This window comes from Methylobacterium sp. BE186, assembly GCF_031457035.1.
In the GTDB taxonomy this organism is placed as follows: domain Bacteria; phylum Pseudomonadota; class Alphaproteobacteria; order Rhizobiales; family Beijerinckiaceae; genus Methylobacterium; species Methylobacterium segetis.
The window spans coordinates 24840-31043 of record NZ_JAVDVV010000038.1; the positions used below are offsets into that span (position 1 = coordinate 24840).

5 protein-coding genes are annotated in these 6204 nt (G+C 64.9%); 1 reads left to right on the forward strand and 4 read right to left on the reverse strand.

Features of this window, described 5'->3' with window-relative positions:
• Positions 1-97: 97 nt before the first annotated feature.
• Both J2X36_RS25050 and J2X36_RS25055 read right to left on the reverse strand, forming a co-directional pair.
• On the reverse strand, positions 98-343 hold the full coding sequence (locus J2X36_RS25050; protein ID WP_310354713.1) for a hypothetical protein: 246 nt from the start codon (positions 341-343) through the stop codon (positions 98-100).
• Between the two features lie 171 nt (positions 344-514).
• Positions 515-829, reverse strand: coding sequence for a hypothetical protein (locus J2X36_RS25055; RefSeq protein ID WP_310354715.1), 315 nt, complete (start codon positions 827-829; stop codon positions 515-517).
• Positions 830-1017: 188 nt separating this feature from the next.
• Between J2X36_RS25055 and J2X36_RS25060 the strand changes: the two genes are divergently transcribed.
• The gene (locus tag J2X36_RS25060; protein ID WP_310354717.1) at positions 1018-2157 is read left to right on the forward strand and encodes an HPP family protein; all 1140 of its coding nucleotides are present in this window, start codon (positions 1018-1020) and stop codon (positions 2155-2157) included.
• A 907-nt stretch (positions 2158-3064) separates the two neighbouring features.
• Here the strand turns inward: J2X36_RS25060 and J2X36_RS25065 are convergent.
• Together J2X36_RS25065 and J2X36_RS25070 are read right to left on the reverse strand one after the other, a co-directional pair.
• Positions 3065-5233 carry an acetate--CoA ligase family protein gene (locus tag J2X36_RS25065; protein WP_310354719.1) on the reverse strand — a complete coding sequence of 723 codons (2169 nt, stop codon included), beginning with the start codon at positions 5231-5233 and terminating at the stop codon, positions 3065-3067.
• Between the two features lie 149 nt (positions 5234-5382).
• The coding region (locus J2X36_RS25070) for a CoA transferase (RefSeq protein ID WP_310354721.1) at positions 5383-6204 on the reverse strand (822 nt) is incomplete at its 5' end.

A 6204-nucleotide genomic window follows, 5' to 3' on the forward strand; every position in this document is an offset into this window, starting at 1 on the left:
GTAAGCGGACCTTCCCAGAACCCGCTTCGGGGCATGAGCTTCGTTTGGCTTGTGCAGCTACGCGTCACTACTGGCGCCGAAGGTTGACGCCGCGAGCTTAGGCTGTGAAGCGCCGTGTAGTGTCCACGACGAGCTCACGATAGTGGGTGACGACCTGGTCGTGCGTGCCGCAGGCGAGCAGTGTGTTGCCAGCCTCCATGGCAGCCACAACCTTCTCGCCGACCATCGACACCATCTCGACCCGCGCCTCAGCACCGTCCCAGGCGATCCGCAGCAGCGGCAACTCGATGACTTTCTGCGCCTCGACGGCGAGCAGGAACGCGGCACAGTGCGGATTGAACATCGAGGGCTCAGATTGGGGATGGTGCCTGACAAAGCCGGTACGCCGCCGCGGGTCCGGACGGCAGGCTACTGAGACCTGTACTGCCCCCTCCCGCGCCAACGAGCGCTGGCATGCTCCCCATGTTCGGTCTTGCTGGACGACCGGCTATGCCTGGGCACAAGGCCGTCAGCCTCAGTCCAGGGCGATGTAGACGAGCAGCGACGCCATGCTGAGCCAGGTGCACGCCGCGAGGGTGCACCTGGACGGACTGTGACGTCGCACAAGGTCATGAACCAGCCACGCGAGCAGGAGCAGCAGCGCCGCGGCCGCGATCCCGCCGCGTTCGAGCGTAAGCCCGGTCGCGGTCAGGAATGCCGTCACCCCAACGGTGGTGGTGACCTGATCCCATGAGGTCACGCTCCGCCTGTCCGCGAACATCTCCACGAAGCGAACGCAGCCGAGCACCGCGGCGACCGTGAGAAGCGCGGTGGCGACGATGTCCTTCATGGTTCTCCGGCTGAGTGCCCGAGCTGGGATTGCCTCACCGACAGGCAGCGTGCCTCAGCACGTTGCAATTTCGGCCGCGGCTCGTAAACGGAGGCCTGGTATACCAGTGTCCTGCGTCGGCCATTGGAGCAGTTGCCCGTTGAGCGGGCGCCTCCGACGGCGGTTCGGCCAAGTGGGGGACCGTGAAGATGTCCAACTCCGTCAGCCCGAAACAACAGAGCGGAAAGTCAGCCGGGTTTCGCCTGTTCAGGCCGATCCTGGCGGGCGCAACCCTGCGCGAGCGCCTCATCGCCTGCCTGGGTGCGCTCGTGGGCATCACGCTCACCGGCCTGATCTGCGGCTTGGTCTTCGGTCAGGGGCCCGACATCCCGCTTATCGTCGCGCCGATGGGCGCCTCGGCAGTTCTGTTGTTCGCCGTGCCAGCGAGTCCCCTGGCCCAGCCCTGGCCCATCATCGGCGGCAACACGATCTCGGCCTTCGTAGGCGTGCTGGCCGCCCGCTTCATCCCGGACCCAGTGGTGGCGATCGGCGTCGGCGTCTCACTGGCCATCGCCGCGATGTCGTTCACCCGGTGCCTTCACCCGCCGGGAGGCGCGGCGGCCCTGACGGCGCTGATCGGCGGCCCGGCCGTCACGTCCGCCGGCTTCCTGTTTCCGCTGTTCCCGGTCTGCGTGAACTCGGTCATCCTGGTCGCCCTTGGCATCACCTTCCACAAGATCGCGCGGCGCAACTACCCGCACGTCCCGGTCGCGCCGCCGGTCAACACCCATGGCACCGCTGATCTGCCCGTGCCGCTCCGCGTCGGCTTCAAGCCGGAGGACGTCGATGCCGCCCTTGTCGCGTTGCACGAGACGCTGGACATCGATCGGGCCGACCTGGACCGCCTCCTGCAGCAGGTCGAACACCACGCGCTCGTGCGCTCGCAGGGCGACCTCACCTGCGGCGAGATCATGTCGCGCGATGTGGTCACCATCGGACTGGACGTCAGCGCTGAGCGGGCACGGGAGCTCCTGATCGCGCACAACATCCGGACGCTGCCCGTGGTGGACGGAGCTGGTCGGCTAGCGGGCACGCTCGGCCTGCGCGAGCTGACACTGCATGGCGAGGTGGGCATCGCGCAGGTGATGTCGGAGGCGCAAACGGCCGGACCTCATGAGCCGGTGGTCGCGCTGGCGTCCTCGCTGAGCGACGGCCGCACCCATGCCGTGATCGTCGTGGACGAGGAGCGGCGCATCCTGGGGATCATCACGCAGACCGACCTCCTCGCGACCGTCACGCGCCTGCTCTCGGCCAAGGCTTTCGCGGTTTCCGAGACTGGCTCGGCGTAGGCAAACGCCCCGGACCGATCTTATCAGCCGACCCGAAGGCTCGGGCCCTCGGCGTAACCGATGGATGTGGGAGGTTCGCGCAGCACGTCACCGCGGGCGTTGGCCCGGTTGTTGCCAGAGCTCTGGCTTTCCTGGCGCCGCTACGTCCGCAGGATCGAGCCGATGCAAGATGGACCGTTTCTCCTTCACCTGCTGCACGCGGCCTTGATGGCGTCGAGCATGATGCTGACGTGGCAGGTCTACCTTCTTAGCAAGCCGAAATCGGAGTAGGCCGGCTTCCGCTGAAGAACCCGTGAGGCGGGCTGCCTTTCGGGAGAGAGCAGTCCGTACAAACGTGGAGACCTTTCGACTGCCCATGGTTGTATGTGTTGATGCTGGCATCAAATGAAGCAGGCCGATCCGGTGAAAGTCGCCGGAATTCCTCCCTTCTGTGCACTTGTTGCGGATGTTGTGGCCTCTGTACGGCGTCCGCTTCCCGCTTCGAAGCGGACATATTCGGCACGCGTATCCTGAGTCCGCTCGAGCTCGATCTGAGGCATTCAGCTGAACCGCGCCGAATGTCCGCTTGCCCACCGTTTGAACCCCGACATCTAGCAACATCGGCTACCAATTGAAGGGAAAACATGATCGAGCATCTCAGCGTTACGCGTGGTCAAGCCTACGCGGAGACACGCTGGTCTACTCCCAATCCGCTGTGGCTCTGCGCGCCGATCAATGCACTCGCGTAAAGAAAACCCCCGCGTGAGCGGGGGCAAAGGGACGCCTCGTGAACGCACGGCTCACGGGGGATAAATAGAGCCGTGCATAGAAGCAACGTGCCTGTTCGGCTGCCGTTCCCAAACAGCCGGTTGACCACGCGGTGTCTCCGCGAGCATCCTGTCCTACTGAGCTGCAGCGTCCATTTTGTTCAAAGAAGTCCTGCGCCGCGTGCCCACCGATACTTTGCACCGAGTACTTCGACGGGCAACTCCGTCGAGTAGGCATAGGCCGGGATGCCGTGGTCGTAGAGGTACTGCGAGGCCTCTTCGACCTCCACATCGCCCGCGAGCGAGGCGACTATCGGCTTCTCGAATCCCTTGACGCGCATCTCGTCGCGGACCTCCACCACATTCCTCGCGAACACCATCGGGGGTGTGATGATGGTGTGCCAATAGCCCAGGATGAGCGCGTGAATCCGCTCGTCCTCCAGCCCGAGCCGGATCGTGTTCTGGTAGGTGACCGGCGGCTCGCCGCCCGTAATGTCGACAGGGTTACCTGCCGCACCGAAGGGCGGGATGAACTTGCGGAAGGCCGCGTCGAGATCGTCGGGCATGGCCATCAGCGACAGGCCGTTGTCGACGACGGCATCGGAGAGCAGCACCCCGGAGCCACCGGCGCCCGTGATGATGACTACGTTCTCGCCCTTCGGGGTCGGCAGAACTGGCACGCCGCGGGCAAACTCAAGCAACTGGCGGAGCGAACGCGCGCGGATCACCCCGCACTGCTTGAACACATCCTCGTAGATCCTGTCGTTGCCAGCGAGCGCGCCCGTATGGGAGCTCGCCGCCTTCGCGCCCGCCGAGGTTCGGCCGGCTTTCAGCACGATGACAGGCTTCTTCTTTGAGACGCGCCGCGCCGCTTCGGCGAAGCTGCGCCCGTCCTTCAAGTCCTCGCAGTGTTGGGCGATGACCTTCGTCGAGTCGTCCTGCTCGAAGAACGCCAGCAGATCGTCCTCGTCGATGTCGGACTTGTTGCCGAGCCCGACGATGGCTGAGACTCCCATCTTGGTCGAGCGCGAGAAGCCGATGATGGCCATGCCGATGCCGCCCGACTGCGAGGACAGAGCAGCCTGACCCTGCACGTCGAAGGGCGTGCAGAACGTCGCGCAGAGGTTCTTGGCCATGTAGTAGAAGCCGTAGATGTTCGGCCCCATCAAGCGGATGTTGTAGCGGCGTCCGATCTCCTGCAGCTCCTGCTGCCCTGCTTCGTTCCCAGTCTCGGCAAAGCCGGACGGGATGAGGACCGCTCCTGCCACACCCTTCTCGCCGCATTCCGTGAGCGCCACTGCCACGAACTGGGCAGGGATCGCGAACACGGCGACGTCTACGGGACCCGGCACGTCTTTGACTGACCGGTACGCCTTCAGGCCCAGGATGGTGTCGGCCTTCGGGTGGATCGGGTAGATCGCCCCCTTGTAGCCGCCGTTGGTGAGGTTCTTCATCACGGAGTTGCCGATCTTGCCCTCCTCGGCCGAGGCACCGATCACCGCCACAGTATCGGGGCGCATGATCCGGTTCATGCCCGCGACAATCTCCTCCTGCGATCGCGCCTGCGATGCGGGTTTCGCGGCGAAATCCACCACGATGCGCACGTCCGCAGCTGTTGCATCACGTGCCGTAGCGAAGACAGGGTTCAGGTCGAGCTCCGAGATTTCCGGGAAGTCGGTGACGAGCTGCGAGACCTTGACGATGATGTTGGCCAGCGCCTCGCGATCGACCGGCTCAGATCCGCGCACGCCCTTCAGCATCTCGGCAGCCTGGATGCCGTCGAGCATCGAGAGCGCGTCCTCGCGGCTGGCAGGTGCGAGCCGGAAGGTGATGTCCTTCAGCACCTCCACCAGCACGCCGCCAAGCCCGAAGGCGACGAGCTTGCCGAAGGAGCCGTCGGTTACCGCGCCGATGATGACCTCGGTACCCCCCTTCAGCATCTGCTGGACCTGGACGCCGTCGATGCGGGCGTCGGCCTTGTAGCGCTTCGCGCTCGCTAGGATCTGTTCGTAACCCTCGGCTACGGCTTGGCCAGACGAGACACCTACGATGACGCCACCGGCTTCTGTCTTGTGCAGGATGTCCGGGGAGACGATCTTGAGGACGACCGGGAATCCCATGCTCTCGGCCTTCTGCACGGCGTCCTGTGCCGATGTTGCGACCGCTTCTTTGGGCACCGGGATGCCGTAAGCGTCGCAGACCAGCCGACCTTCGGGCGCGGTTAGTGAGTCGCGGCTATCAGCCTTGACGCGATCGAGGACCTGCTGAACCTGCGCCTTGCTACTGCCGCGAGATTGTTGAACCGAGTGCTGAGGGGCCGATCGGGTCATCGTCGTTCCTCCTGATCTTCATTGGCGCCGGATTGTCGGCGCTCGGCTGATTGCAGCTCAGATTAGAACAGACTCTGCAAAAACAGCTTGTTAGGCCGCCGCGTATATTTTGTTTCCGTGTTCGTTTTACTGAACTAGTTCTAGACGATCTACTCGGCTGCGGCCCGATTAGGTGTTTTGGTGGCGCCGGAGCCGGCGATCTCCACGATCTCCTCGTCCGAGTACTTGAGCACCTCGCGCAGGATCTCGTCGGTGTGCTCGCCCAGCAGCGGGGCGCGCGTCACGTCGGCGGGGCTTGCCGAGAGCTTGATCGGGTTGCCGACGGTCAGGTACTTGCCGCGGGTCGGGTGATCGACCTCGACGATGGTGCCCGTCTTCCGCAGGGCCTCGTCCTCGGCGATCTCCTTCATCGACAGGATCGGCCCGCAGGGGATGTCGTACTTGTTGAGGATGTCCATCGCCTCGAACTTGGTCTTCGTCATCGTCCAGGCTTCGATGCGCGTGAAGATCTCGTTGAGGTGCGGCAGGCGGGCCTTGGGCGTCGCGTAGGCCGGGTCGGTCTTCCAGCCGGGCTCGCCGATGATGTCGCAGATCGGCTCCCACACGGCCGCCTGGGTGATGAAGTACAGGTAGGCGTTCGGGTCGGTCTCGTGGCCCTTGCACTTCAGGATGCGGCCCGGCTGGCCGCCGCCGGAATCGTTGCCCGCGCGCGGCACCGCGTCACCGAAGGCGACGCCCTCGCCGAACTGGCTGTACTCGCGCAGGGGCCCGTGGGCGAGGCGCTGCTGGTCGCGCAGCTTCACGCGGCAGAGGTTGAGCACGCCGTCCTGCATGGCGCAGTCGACCCGCTGGCCGACGCCCGAATGGGTGCGGTGATAGAGGGCGGTGACGATGCCGAGCGCGAGGTGCAGCCCCGTGCCGGAATCGCCGATCTGCGCGCCCGTCACCATCGGCAGCCCGTCGCGGAAGCC